The following is a 13,505-nucleotide window of genomic DNA, read 5'->3' as shown; positions in this document are numbered from 1 at the left end:
GGCTCAACCGCTCCCGAGATCGATGAGATGCATATAGGAGCCGGAAACATTGCCCCGCGCCAGCCCGACCGCGCCGAGATCGGTGCCTTCGGCGTCGCTCACCGCAAACAGCCTGTCGGCCTCGCCCTCGTGCGCGGCCTTCGAATAATGAAATTCATGGGCGTTGAAGCGCACGCCCGCAAAAGGGCCTGCCAGCGCAATCGCCCGCCGATAGCCGAGATGCCGCTTGCGCTCCGCAAAGGTGGTGACCAGCGGCAGCAGGCCGAGCATCTCGTGCCGGCGCCCCTCGGCGTCGATCAATCCATCTCCCAAGGCCATATAACCGCCGCACTCGCCATAGATCACCGCGCCCGCCGCCGCACGCGCGGCCGTGCCGACTTTGAAGCGCGAGGCGTCCGCCAGCCGTCCCGCATGCAGTTCGGGATAGCCGCCGGGCAGATAGACGGCGTCGGCGTCCTTGCCCGGCGCCTCGTCTGCAAGCGGCGAGAAGACCCTGATCTCCGCGCCTTGCGCTCGCCAGCCGTCGAGAAGATGCGGATAGGAAAATGCGAAGGCCTCGTCCCGCGCCACCGCAATGCGCTGTCCGAGCGGCGGGATGCGGCAGACGACCGTCTCGGACGCCATTGTCGGCCGCGCGGCGAGCCTCAGCAGCGCGTCCACATCGATCCGCTCGGCGACGCGTTCGGCGGCATAGTCCATGAAGGCGTCGATTTCGCCGATTTCGCCGGCCTGCACCAGGCCGAGATGCCGCTCCGGCAGACTGAGCCTCTTGTCGGACGGCATGACGCCGAGAATGGGGATGTCGAGCCCCGCGAGCCCGTTGCGCAGGAGTCTCTCATGTCGAGGACTGCCGACCCGGTTGAGGATCAGGCCGGAAATTCTGACGTCCGGGTCATGCGTCGCGTAACCACGCACCAGCGCCCCGACCGATTGCGACATGCGTCCGCAGTCGACCACGAACACCACATTCAGTCCCAGCAGTTTGGCGAGATGGGCGGGCGAGCCGACCCCGTCGGCGGCGCTGTCGAACAGGCCCATCATCGCTTCGATGATCAGCGGTCCCGACGCCGCTTGTCGACGAAGCAACTGCGGCCGCATCGCCCAGGGATCGAAATTCACGCAAGGACCGCCCGACGCGATGGCGTGGAACGCGGGTCGATGTAGTCGGGACCGGCCTTGCCGGCATTGACGGTGACGCCGCGACGCTTCAGCGCCCGGAGCAGGCCGAAGGTGATCGTCGTCTTGCCCGATCCCGACGACGGCGCCGCGATCAGCAATCCACTCATGCTGGATCTTTCAAACCGACAGGGCCGAGCGGATCGCCGACGAGCCTGCGTCCGGCCAGCGCGCCCAGCCAGTCCAGCCCGCCGCGCAGGCGCACGACTTCGCCCAGGACGATGATAGCCGGCGGTTCGATACCATTGGCCTTGATGACGCCATCGGCATTGGCGAGCGTGGTTTCATACACGGTCTGCTGGGCGGTGGCGGCGTTGCAGACGATCGCCAAGGGTTCCAGCGGCTTGCGGCCGGCGGCGATCAGCTTTCGGGCGATCTCGGCCATATGCTTCATCGCCATATACATGACGATGACGGGCGAGCCGCGCCCGACCGCCTCCCAGTCGATTCTATCTGGAATGATGCCCGAGGAATCATGACCGGTCAGGAAGGTGACGGTGTGGTTGACTTCGCGATGGGTCACGGGAATGCCGGCATAGGCCAAACCGCCGATACCCGCAGTCACGCCCGGCACGATCCGAAAATCAACGCCGTGATCCACGAGCGTCAGCGCCTCTTCGCCGCCGCGCGGCCGAACACGAAGGGATCGCCGCCTTTCAAGCGCAGCACCCGCTTGCCCTGCTTGGCGAGATCGACGAGCCGCAGAGAAATATCGCGCTGTTTGGCCGAGGGTTTGCCGCCGCGTTTACCGGCATATTCGAGTTCGGCGCCGGCATGGGCGAATTTCAGGCAGGAATCATCCACCAGCGCGTCATAGACGATGACATCGGCCTCGCGCAGCGCCTTGACGGCGAGCAACGTCAGCAGGCCGGGATCGCCGGGTCCGGCGCCCGTGAGCCAGACGGTTCCGGGCAGGAACGCCGGCAAATGCGAAAAGAGTTCGTCCATCCCTGCTTCCTAGATCGCCTCGACGCCATTTGCAATCGAGCCGCCGTCATTGAACCGTCACATGGGCCGCGCCCGCATATCTCTCCACCCTAGCGCGTTCGCGCCCGCGCCGCCTAGCCCCTTTGCGACAGTCATTTCGTCGTTCACGCAACAGGATGAGGCGTGGTGTTTTTGGGCGGAGTGGAAGGAGGGTGAATCCAAACGAAAGGAAACTCGGGTAAACTGCTGATTAATATGGCTTTAGCGCGCGTTGTACGCAGCCCCTCATCCGGCTGCCGCCACCTTCTCCCCGCATCGCGGGGAGAAGGGCGATTGTGGAGATGTCGGCGCGGCATCTTCCTTCTCCCCGCGATGCGGGGAGAAGGTCCCGGCAGGGGATGAGGGGCAGAGCACGCCACGAAAAGGAAAGGCGGCGGCTATAAGCGTCTTCGCCGCCCCCTGCACTACCCCCGAACCAGCGTCTCGCAGACCAGTTTCATTGCGGTCACCGCATCGATGCCGACGCAGCCGAGCTGACTCTTCTGGCCGTCCCAGGCGCTCGGGCCAAAGCCCATGCCGTCGGGTTTCTGCATGGTCTTGCCTTCGCCGAGACCTTCGGTGAAAACGCGGACGACGCCGGAGCGGGTGGCGAACAATTCAGGCGCCACGACATAGAGGCAGGCGCAGGTGTCGTGCACCACCATCGAATCCTTGAAGTGGCCGTCGTAGAAATCGATATAGAACTGGCTGAGACGATCGAGCAGCTTTACGGCGTCGTCGCCCTGGCTGGCGAGGTCGCCGAGTTGGCTGCGGCTCATCACCATCTTCAACGTCACGTCGAGCGGCACGAGCACGACATCCCACGGCGCGATCATCACGGCGTCGGCGGCGGCGGCGTCGCCGTGGATATTGGCCTCGGCGGCCGGCGTGATATTGCCCGGCACGTCGAGCGCGCCGCCCATGATCACCACCTCCTTGACGAGGCCGGCGATTTCCGGCGCCTTCTTCAGCGCATTGGCGAGATTGGTCATGCGTCCCACCGCCACCAGCGTCACTTCGCCGGGATGCGCCTTGATCGTCTCGATAATGAAATCGTCGGCCGGGCGCGGGTCAAGCGGAACGTCCGTGACGTCGGGAACGCCGATATTGCCGAGCCCGTCGTCGCCATGGATATGCTTGGGATAGGGATGAACCTCTTCGCCCGGCATATATTTGACGCCAGACCCCTTTGCCACCGGCGCGACGATATTCCATTCGCGCTTGAGATAAAGGGCGTTGCGGGTGGTGGTTTCGATCGAAGCGTTGCCGAAAGTGGTGGTCACGCCGATCAAATCGATGTCGGGATGCCGCTCCAGGAAGAGCAGCGCCATCGCGTCGTCGACGCCCGGATCCGTATCGAAAATCACCTTATGCATGGCTCGCCTCTTTCTTTCAGTGTGGACGAGGCGAGCATTGGCAAAGGGCGGGGCAAAACGCCAGCATTTTTTACCAATCAGTCAAAAGACTGCGCGATCGCCAACGTCACCCGGCGCACCAGCCGCTTTTCGACCAGAAGGCCCCCGGTTTCGCCGGCCTGAGCCAGGGCCGCCGCTTCTGCGACGCCATGACAGCCCATCAGCCGGTAAATCGCTTCGGAAGGATTTCTGAGCCGCGACGTCTCCCGCTCCAGCCGTTCGGCCGGCAACAACGTCACGGCATAGCCAAACAATGCCTCGACGCGACCGACGGCAGGGTGCCCGGCCCGCCGATCAATGGTTGCGGCGCCTGCGATTTGGGCCGGCGTTAGACCCATACCATCGAGGAGTTGGGTGATAGCGCCGGCGGCGTCCTCCGCGAGAGCGGCTTCCGACAGGCCGAAACCGAGCCAGAGCCGCGCCGCCATGTCAGGCCGATGCCCCAGGCGATACAGGCGGCACCCGCTGCGGCCGCAACGCGTCGCGATCAGCCTGATAGCGCGCCCTCAGCGCCTTGGCCATGTCGTCGGGCATGACCAGCTTCGGCGAACGGGAGAAGCGTTCGAGAGGCAGCAGCCCATAGCGCCGCCCGATCTGGTGAATGCGCGCCCGCCAGCGCGGGCTCGGCGAAATGCGCGTGGCGATTTCGCTCCAGCGCCGATAGCGTTCCACCATGCCGGCGCCGATGGAGATGTTCTTGTTGGGCAATTCGCGGCCTCTGTCGCCGAGCGCCGCCATCACATCCGGAAACATCGCCCGGAGAAAGCCGATCGGATCGGCGATCATGTCGGCATGATCGTAGATTCCGACGCGGCCCGGTTCGAAATGCCGGCGCAGCGCGGAAACGGGCGCCGCCCAGTTCATGCCCTTGAAATCATAGCCGTGCAGGAAATCCGAAAATCGCATGGCGCTGCCCATGCGCACCTGTTGCACATACCAGGACGGCAGGAAGCCCGCGTAGTCGCGGATCACGAAACGCACGTCGACATCGTAATCCTGCAGCGCCAGATGCAGCCGCTCGGCCCGCTCCTCGGCGCTTTCATAGAATTTCCGCCTCGGCCCCATAAAGGGTTTGCCGAGCAGGTTCTCGTTGGAGATGATCAGCGTATGGCAGCCGGTCTCGGCGCGGATCTTTTCGATCACTTCGCCGATATGAAAGCGATAGGCCTGATTGTCGTTTTCCGGCTTCGACATTTCGCCGAGCAGGATGCGGACGTCGTCCCTGACCCGCTTCTTGCGCGACACGGCGGGACAATAGAATCCCTTTTCCAGAAGCAGCGGCCGGTTGGCGTAGAGCAGGTGCTGGAAACTCGTGGATCCCGTCTTGGGCGCCCCGCAATGCAGGATGATCCTGGCCTTCATTCAGATAGTCTTTCCTATTCCAGTGTGGCGCTTTTGACACCGGTCAGGCGGCGGGGTCAAGAGAAAGCCGGTTTCCTCCTCAGTCAGGGTGAACGCGCTTGAAACGGATCGACGCGGGTGGCATGGGTCGACCTGTCACAGGATGTCCGCTTTGCCCGAAATCACGCTTGCCCTTCTCGCCTTCCTCTTCGCCGCAGCCTTCCTCGCAGGCTTCATCGACGCCATCGCCGGCGGCGGCGGCATGATCACCGTGCCTGCGATGTTGATCGCCGGATTTCCGCCGATCGAGACGCTCGGCACCAACAAGCTGCAATCGCTGTTCGGCTCGGGTTCGGCGACTTTGGCTTATGCGCGCGGCGGACATGTCGAACTGAAGACGCAATTGCCGATGGCGCTGATGTCCGCGCTGGGGGCGGCGCTCGGCGCCGTGCTCACCACCTTCATTCCGGGCGATGTGCTCAAGGCGCTGATGCCCGTGTTGCTGATCGCCATCGCCCTCTATTTCGGTTTCAAGCCGAGGATCAGCGACAAGGATCGTCACAGCCGCATCACGCCCTTCCTGTTCGGCCTCGCCATCGTGCCGCTGATCGGTTTCTATGACGGCGTGTTCGGCCCCGGCACTGGATCCTTCTTCATGCTGGCCTTCGTGACGCTGGCCGGTTTCGGCTTGCTGAAGGCGACCGCGCATACGAAGATGCTGAACTTCGCCTCCAATATCGGCGCCTTCCTCGTCTTCACCATCTCCGGCGTCATTTCCTGGAAGACGGGACTGGTGATGGGCGCCGGCCAGTTTCTCGGCGCTCAGGTCGGCTCGAAACTCGCCATGAAGAACGGCGCGAAAATCATCAAGCCGCTGCTCGTCGTCACCTGTATCGCGCTGGCGGTGAAACTCCTGTCCGACCCCGCCAATCCCGTGAGGGTTTGGCTGGGGTTGTAACGACCGGGACGGCTTCGGCGTCCCGCGCCGGCCGGCCTGCGGACAACCGTCAGAACTCCACGCCCTGCTGCCCCTTGATGCCCGAGCGGAACGGATGCTTGATCAGCTCCATCTCGGTGACGAGATCGGCGATCTCGATCAACTCGTCCTTGGCGTTGCGGCCGGTCAGCACGACATGGCACATCGGCGGCTTTTCGTTGGTGAGGAACTCCACCACCTCGGCGATGTCGATATAGTCGTAGCGGATGGCGATGTTGATCTCGTCGAGCAGCACCATGGATTTCTCGCCCGAGGAAATCAGCTCCTTGGCCTTCGCCCAGGCCCTCTGCGCATGCGCCACGTCGCGGGCGCGGTCCTGGGTTTCCCAGGTGAAGCCTTCGCCCATGGTGTGGAATTCGCAGATGTCGGAGAAATGCGCCTCGATCAGGTCGCGTTCGCCGGTCGCCCAGGCGCCCTTGATGAACTGGATGACCGCGCAGGGCATCTTGTGGGCAATGTGGCGGAAGATCATCCCGAAACCGGCGGTCGACTTGCCTTTGCCTTTGCCGGTGTTGACGATGATCAGTCCCTTCTCGCCGCTCTTGGCGGCCATGATCTTGTCGCGCGCCGCCTTCTTCTTGGCCATTTTTTCGGCATGGCGGGCGTCGTCTTGGGGAGCGGTAATTTCGGAGGAAGTCTCTGATGGCGTTTCAGTCATATGTATTTTCTTTCACTGGCATCGGGCGTTGTCGAATGTCGTTCATGTGCCGCAGGTGTTCTCTGGTAGCGGTGGCCTCAATATCTCATATCGTATTCATGATCCCAGCCAGCTCTTCCAACTCAAAACGAGCCGAGTTGGATTTCGGCGACCAGAGCTTGCGGTCTATCGCCTCGATCAGCTTCTGGGCCATTTCGCGCAGCGCCGCCTCGTTCTTCTCACCGAGAAAATCGCGCACCGTTTCGTCCATCAGATAGGCCTGATAGGCCGCCTCGAAGTGGTGGCTTTTCACTGCGCCCGTGGTCGCGGCATAGGCGAACATAAAGTCCACGGTAGCCGCCAATTCGCTAGCGCCCTTGTAGCCGTGGCGCATGGCACCGGCGATCCATTTGGGATTGACGACGCGGCCGCGCACCACGCGTGAAATCTCTTCCTCCAGCGACCGGATCACCGGCTTCTCCGGCCTCGAATGGTCGTTGTGGTAGATGGCGGGTTTCTGGCCGGACAGATGCTCCGCCGCCGCGGCCATGCCGCCCTGGAACTGGTAGTAATCGTCGGAATCGAGCAGGTCGTGCTCGCGATTGTCCTGGTTCTGCACCACGGCGTCGATCTGCGAAAGGCGCGTCTCGAACAGGCCGCGTTCAGCCTCGCCCTCTGCCTCGGCTCCATAGGCGAAACCGCCCCATTCGACGAAACTCTCGGCCAGGTCGGCCTTGTCCTCCCAACCACCCTCGTCCATCAGCGCCTGCAGGCCCGCGCCGTAAGCGCCCGGCTTGGAGCCGAACACGCGGTAGCCGGCCTGGCGCGCCGCCTTCTTGTCGTCGGCCTCGCCCTTGGCTGAAATCGCCGCCGCTTCGGCTTTCATGCGCGCCGCGATCGGATTGTCGGCCTCGTCTTCGTCGAGCCCGCCGATGGCGCGCACCGCCTTGTCGAACAGCGCGATCTGTTCCGGAAACGCGTCGCGGAAAAAGCCGGAGATGCGCAAGGTCACATCCACGCGCGGACGCCCCAGCATGGACACCGGAACAATCTCATAGCCGGTCACACGCGCCGAACCCATGTCCCAGACCGGCTTGGCGCCGATCAGGGCAAGGGCCTGGGCGATGTCGTCGCCGCCGGTGCGCATGTTGGAGGTGCCCCAGGCGGTGATGCCCAGGCTTTTCGGCCAGTCGCCGTGATCCTGCGAATAGCGCGTCACCAGCAAATCCGCCGATTTCCGCCCGAGCTCCCAGGCCGTCGGCGTCGGCACCGAACGTGTGTCGACGGAGTAGAAATTCTTCCCCGTCGGCAACACATCCGGCCGCCCGCGCGTCGGCGCGCCGGAGGGGCCCGGGGAGACGAAGCGACCCGCCAGCCCACGCATCAACGCGTCTATTTCCGCTTGGCCACAGGCTTCGATGGAGGGTTTCAGTCGCGTCTCGACCTGATCGAGAACGACGCGGGTGCGCAGCCACGTGTCGGGGCAAGGCGTCTCGCCGGCGACGAATTTCGCGGCCAAGAGTTCGATGCGCTCCACCGTGTCGCCGTTGGTGCGCCAGGGAGCGTCCAGCAGGTCCGCGAGGATTACCGGACGAGGACCGGACCAGGGGGCGGCCATGTCGCAGTCGAGCGGGTCGAAGGTCGAGCCAGGATTACCCCCTCTGTCCTGCCGGACATCTCCCCTCACGGGGGAGATCGGCTGGGGAACCCGCTCGCTTCAACGGCAGGCTCAACAGTTTCATCGCTGATGCCAGTGGGTCGCGAGGATCGCACATCCTCCAATCTCCCCCTTGAGGGGGAGATGTCCGGCAGGACAGAGGGGGTGAGCCACCATCTCCGTAAGAAGCCCCTCCTCCATCATATCCAAAGCCATCGCTCGCTGCAGACTGGCGTTGCCGCCCTCGCCATCGCCGCGCGCCACACGGGCCAAGGCGACCGTCAGGTCCGTCAACAACCGCCCCTCCGGCGCCAAGCCAAACACATGCAGGCCGTCGCGGATCTGCAATTCCTTGAGGTCGCACAACCAGGCGTCGAGCTTCTGCAGCGCCGCGTCCTCGTCGAGACCGGCGATGCCGACATCCTCGCCGAGGCCGGTGTCGGCGGCGAGATCGAGGATTTGTTTCTTCAGCAGCACGATGCGGCGCGGATCGGAACCCTGGGCGAGAAAATACTCGTCCACCAGGGCTTCGAGATCCTTCAGATAGCCGTAGCTCTCCGCCCGCGTCAAAGGCGGCGTCAGATGGTCGATGATGACGGCGGAAGACCGGCGCTTGGCCTGGGTGCCCTCGCCGGGGTCGTTGACGATGAAGGGATAGAGATGCGGCAACGGCCCGAACGCCGCTTCGGGATAACAGGTCTCCGACAGCGCCAGCGACTTGCCCGGCAGCCACTCCATATTGCCATGCTTGCCCATATGGATGGCGACATCGGCGCCGAACGCCTCGCGGATGAAAGCGTAGAAGGCGAAATAGCCATGCGGCGGCACGAGATCGGGCGAGTGATAGGTTGCCTTGGGATCGATATTGTAGCCGCGCGCCGGCTGGATGCCGGTCAAAACTTTCCCGAAACGGCAGAGCGGCAGCGCGAAGACGCCATCGAGGAAGAAGGGGTCTTCTTCAGGTTTACCCCATCGCGCCGTCACCTCATCCTGAATCTGAGCGGGAAGACGGGCGAAGAAGTCGTTGTAAAGACTCAAAGACAGCGTCTCGCGGATCTCGCGTCCATCCGTGGCGGCATTGGTCGGCCCGGCCATCAGATGGTTGATCAGCGCATCGCCGCTGTCGGGCAGATCGCCGGTCACATAACCGGCCGCCTTCATCGCCTTCAGCGATTCCAGCGACCCCGCCGGCGTATCGAGACCCACGCCATTGCCGAGACGGCCGTCGCGATTGGGGTAATTGGCGAGGACCAGCGCCACCTTCTTGTCGGCATTGTCGAGTTTGCGCAGCCGCGCCCAGCGCGCCGCCTGCTCCGCCACGAAGGCGATGCGCGACGGCTCCGGCTCCGGCCCGACAATGTTGACCTGGGCTCGCGGATCGAACGTCGCCGCCTTCTTGAACGACACCGCCCGGGTCAGCACCCGGCCATCCACTTCCGGCAGCGCCACATTCATGGCGAGATCGCGGGTCGCCAGCCCCATGGTGGACGCTTCCCAGGCCTCGCGCGTCAGCGCCGAAAAGATCACCTGCAGCACCTGCGCGCCGGTTTCGTCCAGCACCGTGCCGGTCTTTTCAGCGCCCGGCGAAACGACGGCGAAGCTGGTGGAATTCAGCACGACGTCAGGCGCATAGGCCTGAAACAGCGTTCGGATTGTTTTGGCCGACACCGGTTCCTTGAGGCTGGAGACGAAGAGCGGCAACACCCGCATGCCGCGCGCCTGCAAGGCCTCGATCAGGGCTTCGACCGGCGCGGTCTGGCCGGATTGCACCAGGGCTTTGTAGAAGGTGATGACGGCGAGCGGTGCCTTATCCGAGCTAAGCGCTTGCGGCATGCATGCTTCGGCATTGCTCTGTGCTTGCGGCTCACCCCCTCTGTCCTGCCGGACATCTCCCCCTCAAGGGGAGATTGGCTGGGCGCGCTCTCCTTGCCCCAATTTCAACCGTTCAGTATGGGGGAGGCCTCGCCTCCTTCGATCTCCCCCTGAGGGGAGATGTCCGGCAGGACAGAGGGGGTAACCCACCCACCGACGCCTCTTCCCAAACATCTGCACTGACGACGCCTCTCCCCGGCAGCCAGATCCCCGCCTTGTCGAGCTTCACCGGCGCCGCTGGCTTTTCCCCGCGTCCGATCAGGGCTTCGCAATAACGCGAAAACCCCGACACATTCTCAGCCCCCGCCTCGACGAGATAGGTCCACAGCGTCTTGACGTCTTCGGCGCCAACCGTCGACCACGCATCCACACCAGCATCGGGACGATCGTCCCCCGGCAGCGTGGCGAACTGGAAGCCGTGCCGCTGCGCCGCGCCCATGAGCGCTTCGATCAGATAGGTGAAATAGCCGTAGCCGCCCAGCGCGCGCAGCACGACGAGTTTCGAATGCCGCGCTGTCTTCTCGATCCAGAGATCGATCGACATCGGATGTTTGAGGCTGGCGAGATTGACGATGCGCCAATCCACCGCGCGCTCGGCGGTGGCCCGAGCCACGGAGGCGATCTCGGTGTCGGCCGCCGACAGAAACACGATTTCCCCGGCGTCTGGCCGAGATCGACCGCTTCTTCGCTATCGGAGAGCGAGCCTTTCTGGGCGAGAAGGAGATGCATCAGAAAGTCCCCTGAGAGGTTGGCCATGCATTAGCAATGGCCCGCGACACCCGTTCCATCGCGAGCTTTGCCAGATCCTCACCCATCATCAGCCGCTCTGCGGCGCGTTTCAGTTCCGCTTCATCCGACAGTTTTCTCGCCACCCAGCGCATCTTTCGTTCGATATCGACTCCATAAGCGGACTCCGCCTTTGCTATGGCGACCGCAGGAAAAGCGCCGTCGTCCGCCAGGAGCATCCCAAGGTCGATCGCGTCGCGATAACCGATCGACGGATCTTGGCCGCGATCGGCATTGGCGAGGAGCTTTTCGGCAAACATATCGGGTCTCGACAGCAGCGGCGCGCCCAGCTCGGCGTCCAGAGCGCCATCGAGCGATATGCGTCCTTCCCGAACGATCTCGATCTTTATGGCCTGATCATTGAATTTCACCGCGGCGCGAATTCCATATTGATCCGCACGAACTTCGCGCAAGGGTTCGACGTCAGCTCCAAATAGCCCTTCGACGCCATGCTCGACGGCTATGCCGCGCAACGCTCTATAGCCCTGCATGTCGGAGCACAGGAAATCGACATCCAGCGAAACCCGGTATTCGCCATGCGTCATGACGATTGCCGTGCCTCCACCAAACCAGCAGCGGCTATCGAGAAAAAGCCCTGATCCATATTCCGGAGCAGTTTCGCAATTGTTTCATGCTCCGGCCGGTTGAAATGTCTCAGCATGGACCAAACCGATTCTTTCGAGAGTTAAGAGACCAGCAGTACGCCCCGCCCGAACAGACGAGCGAGTTGGGCAATCAGATCCGCTTCCGGCCGGCTCAGCTGTTCATGATCCACAAACCGCCAATTCCTTTCATAGAGAGAAAAAACCTCCCTCGCCGGCAGCGCGCGAGGGGGTCGCCGTTCCAGATCAGGGCCGCCAGTTGGGGATAGTCCGCCGGCGTGATCATGCTGTGTTGGTTGAGTGTCATGGCTCCAACCTACAACAGCTTGGTCACCCGGCAAAGCGTGGCCTTCACCCCAACGCCTTGATCTCCGCCGCGATCGCGACATCGTCCATCTCGTCATGCAGGCCGATCACCACCAGACGGGTGGCGCGGGCCTCGCCTTGCGCCCAAGGGCGGTCGAAATAGGTCTCGATCCGCGAACCCACAGCCTGAATCACCAGCCGCATCGGCTTGCCGGCGACATCGGCAAATCCCTTGAGGCGCAGAATGTCGTGTCTGTCGATCACCGGCTTCAGCGATTCTACGAATTCGCCCGCATCCTTGAGCGCGCCGAGTTCGACGATGAAGCTCTCGAATTCGTCATGATCATGGTCGTGCGGAGCCCCCTCATGCTCGAGCTCGTGATGCGACTTGCGGTTCTCGATATCGCTTTCGGTCCCGACGCCCAGGCCGAGCAGCACGGAAGCCGGGATCTCGCCGTTCCTGGCTTCGATCATCTTCGGTTTGCGGCTGGTGGCGGCATTGACGGCGTCGCGCACCGACTGGATGCCGGCGGCGTCGAGCAGATCGGTCTTGTTGAGCACGATCAGGTCGGCGGCCGTCAGCTGATCCTCGAACAATTCCTCGATCGGGCTTTCGTGGTCGAGCCCCTCGTCTTCCTTGCGCTGCGCGTCGAGCGCGTCGTGGTCGTCGGCGAAACGGCCCGCGGCCACGGCGGCGCTGTCGACCACCGTCACCACGCCGTCGACGGTCACGGCCGTCTTGATGCCCGGCCAGTTGAAGGCGGCGACCAGCGGCTGCGGCAGCGCGAGCCCGGAGGTCTCGATCACGATATGATCGGGCTTCACGTCCCGCGCCAGCAGCTTTTCCATGGTCGGGATGAAGTCGTCGGCGACGGTGCAGCAGATGCAGCCATTGTTGAGCTCGATGATGTCGTCTTCGGTGCAGGCCTCGGCGCCGCAGCCCTTGAGCACGTCGCCATCGACGCCGAGATCGCCGAATTCGTTGATGATCAACGCGATCTTCTTGCCGCCCGCGTTGGACAGCAGATTACGGATCATCGTCGTCTTGCCCGCGCCGAGAAAGCCCGTGATAACGGTGGCCGGTATCTTTTGCATTTGTTAACCCTTCATTTTCAGCGGCAGTCCCGCTGCGACGAAATAGACTTCGTTTGCGATTTCGGCCATCCGCTGGTGCAAGCGCCCGGCATGGTCGCGAAAATCGCGCGCCATTTTGTTGTCCGGTACGATGCCGAGACCCACTTCGTTGCTGACGAGCACGACATGCGCCTTGGCGGAGGCGACGGCTTGGGCCAGCGCCTCGAATTCGGCGGCGCCCGCCCGCTCTTCCATCATCAGATTGGTGACCCAGAGCGTCAGGCAATCGACGAGAATGACATGGTCGGGGTCGTCGATGGCGGCGAGCGTTTCTACCAGCGCAGTCGGCGCTTCGTGGGTCGTCCAGCTCTCGCCGCGATCGGCGCGATGGGCGACAATGCGCGCCTCCATCTCGGCATCCCAGGCGCGGCCGGTGGCGATATAATGTTTCTTCAGGCCGGCGGCCGAGCACAGGCCCTCGGCAAATCGGGATTTGCCGGACCGCGCTCCGCCCAGCACGAACACATGTGAAGGCTCGGTCAAGGCAAATCCGCCTCGACGCGAGACTGACGATATTCTGCGCCGCGACCGCAAATGGCCGCGAGCATCCACGCGCATCCAGACATGATCAACATACGACCCGCCGGAACAACTTGCGAGCCTGAACAGAAAGAGC

General features: G+C 63.3%; 9 protein-coding genes and 4 pseudogenes. 1 reads left to right on the top strand and 12 read right to left on the bottom strand.

Annotated elements, in window-relative coordinates:
- Window positions 1-3: 3 nt before the first annotated feature.
- From H2O14_RS20895 to H2O14_RS20875, 5 genes and pseudogenes are all read right to left on the bottom strand, one after another.
- Window positions 4-1,286: pseudogene (locus H2O14_RS20895) on the bottom strand (cobyrinate a,c-diamide synthase).
- A pseudogene (gene cobA, locus H2O14_RS20890) lies at window positions 1,283-2,124 on the bottom strand (uroporphyrinogen-III C-methyltransferase). The pseudogenes H2O14_RS20895 and cobA overlap by 4 nt, the downstream one beginning before the upstream one ends.
- 443 nt (window positions 2,125-2,567) lie before the next feature.
- The gene (locus tag H2O14_RS20885; RefSeq protein WP_182829165.1) at window positions 2,568-3,518 is read right to left on the bottom strand and encodes a nucleoside hydrolase; all 951 of its coding nucleotides are present in this window, start codon (window positions 3,516-3,518) and stop codon (window positions 2,568-2,570) included.
- Between the two features lie 77 nt (window positions 3,519-3,595).
- Window positions 3,596-3,985 carry a cobalamin biosynthesis protein gene (locus H2O14_RS20880; protein WP_182829164.1) on the bottom strand — a complete coding sequence of 130 codons (390 nt, stop codon included), beginning with the start codon at window positions 3,983-3,985 and terminating at the stop codon, window positions 3,596-3,598.
- A gap of 1 nt (window position 3,986) precedes the next feature.
- Window positions 3,987-4,919 (bottom strand): hypothetical protein, encoded by a 933-nt coding sequence (locus tag H2O14_RS20875; protein ID WP_182829163.1) that lies wholly within the window; start codon window positions 4,917-4,919, stop codon window positions 3,987-3,989.
- A gap of 151 nt (window positions 4,920-5,070) precedes the next feature.
- Here H2O14_RS20875 and H2O14_RS20870 point away from each other — a divergent pair, with 151 nt between their 5' ends.
- Complete coding sequence (locus H2O14_RS20870) at window positions 5,071-5,856, top strand: TSUP family transporter (protein WP_182829162.1); 786 nt, start codon at window positions 5,071-5,073, stop codon at window positions 5,854-5,856.
- 49 nt (window positions 5,857-5,905) lie between these two features.
- Here H2O14_RS20870 and cobO read toward each other — a convergent pair whose 3' ends face one another.
- The 7 genes and pseudogenes from cobO to cobU form a co-directional block, all read right to left on the bottom strand.
- Window positions 5,906-6,553 carry a cob(I)yrinic acid a,c-diamide adenosyltransferase gene (gene cobO, locus H2O14_RS20865; protein ID WP_182829161.1) on the bottom strand — a complete coding sequence of 216 codons (648 nt, stop codon included), beginning with the start codon at window positions 6,551-6,553 and terminating at the stop codon, window positions 5,906-5,908.
- Between the two features lie 85 nt (window positions 6,554-6,638).
- Window positions 6,639-8,259 (bottom strand): annotated as a pseudogene (locus H2O14_RS29030) (cobaltochelatase subunit CobN); the annotation flags it as partial.
- Between the two features lie 182 nt (window positions 8,260-8,441).
- Window positions 8,442-10,007, bottom strand: a pseudogene (locus H2O14_RS29025) (cobaltochelatase subunit CobN); the annotation flags it as partial.
- A gap of 127 nt (window positions 10,008-10,134) precedes the next feature.
- Entirely contained in the window at window positions 10,135-10,710 is a 576-nt protein-coding gene (locus tag H2O14_RS20850; RefSeq protein WP_182829158.1) for a hypothetical protein, read from the bottom strand.
- 79 nt (window positions 10,711-10,789) lie between these two features.
- Window positions 10,790-11,392: a nucleotidyl transferase AbiEii/AbiGii toxin family protein gene (locus tag H2O14_RS20845; protein WP_246697478.1), complete on the bottom strand. Its 603-nt coding sequence runs from the start codon at window positions 11,390-11,392 to the stop codon at window positions 10,790-10,792.
- A 408-nt stretch (window positions 11,393-11,800) separates the two neighbouring features.
- Entirely contained in the window at window positions 11,801-12,850 is a 1,050-nt protein-coding gene (cobW, locus tag H2O14_RS20840; RefSeq protein WP_182829157.1) for a cobalamin biosynthesis protein CobW, read from the bottom strand.
- Window positions 12,851-12,853: 3 nt separating this feature from the next.
- Window positions 12,854-13,372, bottom strand: coding sequence for a bifunctional adenosylcobinamide kinase/adenosylcobinamide-phosphate guanylyltransferase (gene cobU, locus H2O14_RS20835; protein ID WP_246697477.1), 519 nt, complete (start codon window positions 13,370-13,372; stop codon window positions 12,854-12,856).
- Window positions 13,373-13,505: the final 133 nt, after the last annotated feature.

This window comes from Rhizobium sp. G21 (assembly GCF_014158035.1).
Classification (GTDB): Bacteria; Pseudomonadota; Alphaproteobacteria; order Rhizobiales; family Rhizobiaceae; genus Rhizobium_E.
This window is presented reverse-complemented; position numbering and strand designations above follow the sequence as displayed.

What these genes read in the sequence shown, in the direction of transcription:
- H2O14_RS20875 (WP_182829163.1), bottom strand. Translation starts at nt 4,919, where the DNA reads ATGAAGGCCAGGATCATCCTGCATTGCGGGGCGCCCAAGACGGGATCC.
- H2O14_RS20880 (WP_182829164.1), bottom strand. Translation starts at nt 3,985, where the DNA reads ATGGCGGCGCGGCTCTGGCTCGGTTTCGGCCTGTCGGAAGCCGCTCTC.
- cobW (WP_182829157.1), bottom strand. Translation starts at nt 12,850, where the DNA reads ATGCAAAAGATACCGGCCACCGTTATCACGGGCTTTCTCGGCGCGGGC.
- H2O14_RS20885 (WP_182829165.1), bottom strand. Translation starts at nt 3,518, where the DNA reads ATGCATAAGGTGATTTTCGATACGGATCCGGGCGTCGACGACGCGATG.
- H2O14_RS20845 (WP_246697478.1), bottom strand. Translation starts at nt 11,392, where the DNA reads ATGACGCATGGCGAATACCGGGTTTCGCTGGATGTCGATTTCCTGTGC.
- cobO (WP_182829161.1), bottom strand. Translation starts at nt 6,553, where the DNA reads ATGACTGAAACGCCATCAGAGACTTCCTCCGAAATTACCGCTCCCCAA.